Here is a 1,719-nt window from a genome sequence, read left to right as displayed (position 1 = left end):
GGCTCGCGACGGGTGCCCCGGAAGTCGGCATCGGCCCCGCCGGCACCGGCAAGGAGCTACCCGCGCCCGCCGTACGACGCGCCGCACGACCCTCCACGGCGGTCAGCGGTGCGGCTCTCAGGCCGGCTCCGCACGCACGCGGTCCACCAGCCCCAGGGTCAGCTCCTGCGCCACGTCCTCCAGGTTCCACTCGCCGTCCCGGCACGCCTGGTTGCTGATCCAGAAGACCAGGACACCGTCGCTCAGGGAGCGGCCGAGGAGGCCCAGGGACCAGTCGTTGCCGCCGTCGTGCCAGGCGAAAGGGCCGTCCGGGGTGTCCCGCACGCTCCAGCCGTAACCGTACGAACTCGTCGAACCGGGCTCCCGGACACGCGGCTCGAACAGCTTGTCCCTGGCCCGCGCCGGCAGGATCTCCTCGCCCAGCAGCGCGCGGTGCCAGCGGAACACGTCCTCGGCGGTCGAGAGCATCCCGCCGTTGCCGCGCAGGTTCCAGTAGGGCCCGTCGGCGGCCCAGGGATGGTCGAAGGGCCTGCCCATGCTCCGCCCCCGGTCGTCGTACTCCACCGCGACGAGCCGACGTGGCCACCGGGGCAGCACGTATCCGGTCCGCTTCATCCCGGCCGGCGCGAACACGTGCCGGGCCAGGAACTCCTCGTACCCCTCTCCCGACGCCTTCTCCACGATCGCCGCGAGCAGGCTGTAGCCGGTGTTGGAGTAGTGGAACCTCGTACCCGGCGCGGAGCGGAGCTTCGACGCCAGCGCCCCGCGCACCAACTCCTCGCGCGACACGGGGTCGTAGTCGTCGCCGAGCCCCTCGACGAGGCCGGACGTGTGGGTGAGCAGGTGCTCGACCGTGATACCGCGCTTGTCCTCCGGCACCGGTCCCAGGTGACGGTCGATGCGGTCGGTCACCCGGAGCCGGCCCCGCACTTCCAGCTTCAGGATCGCGGCGGCCGTGAACTGCTTGGTCATCGACATGACGTCGTACACCGTGCGGCAGCTCGCCGCGATCCCGGCCTCGCGGTCGGCCGTGCCGAAGCCCGCGCAGTACGCGAGTTCGTCGCCGCGCGCCGCGACGACGGTGCCGCCTCCGCCCTGCGGCAGGGTGCGGTGGACGAAGTCGGCGATCGAGGTGCCGGCGCGGGGCGGCGTGGCATCGGCCGCCGGTCCGTTGCCGGGCAGAGGAGCGAGCGCGCCGAGTACCAGTGCCGTCGCGAGCAGCGCGGCGCTCCTGACCCTCGTACGGGGCTGAGTCGAACGGCGGGGCGGACCCATGTGACCTCCCAGTGGTCTGTGCGCAGGGCGATGCGCACCGAGGTTGACCGCCGCTCTCCCGCCTCCTCAAGCTGTGGGGGTGTTCGAGCTTGTACGAGTCCGTGTATGTCCAGCTCAGCTAGGGGGATCCCGATGACCACCGCACCTCCCACACCGCCCGACACCGACCCCGCCGCCTTCGTCGCGGCCCTCCGGCGCCTCAAGGCATGGTCCGGTCTGAGCTACCGCCGACTGGAGCGCCGCGCGACCGAAGCGGGGCACGTCCTGCCGCACTCCACGGCGGCGACCATGCTCGGCCGTGAACGCCTGCCCCGCGAGGAACCGGTCGCCGCGTTCGTCGCGGCCTGTGGGCTGCGCGGGGCCGAGGCCGAGGCGTGGACGGACGAGCGGCGCCGTATCGCGTGCGGCCCGGAGGAGGTCCCGGCCGTCTGCGCCGTACGACCC

At 72.9% G+C, this 1,719-nt stretch carries 1 protein-coding gene and 1 pseudogene; one reads left to right on the top strand and one right to left on the bottom strand.

Annotation, left to right across the window (positions count from 1 at the left end):
* Positions 1–117 precede the first annotated feature (117 nt).
* Complete coding sequence (locus tag AWZ10_RS06495; protein ID WP_234361056.1) at positions 118–1,275, bottom strand: serine hydrolase domain-containing protein; 1,158 nt, start codon at positions 1,273–1,275, stop codon at positions 118–120.
* A 132-nt stretch (positions 1,276–1,407) separates the two neighbouring features.
* Between AWZ10_RS06495 and AWZ10_RS06490 the strand changes: the two are divergent.
* A pseudogene (locus AWZ10_RS06490) lies at positions 1,408–1,719 on the top strand (hypothetical protein); the annotation flags it as partial.

It is taken from the genome of Streptomyces europaeiscabiei (assembly GCF_001550375.1).
GTDB lineage: Bacteria > Actinomycetota > Actinomycetes > Streptomycetales > Streptomycetaceae > Streptomyces > Streptomyces europaeiscabiei.
Note: the sequence above shows the minus strand (reverse complement) of the source record. Positions and strands in the feature narration are given on the sequence as shown.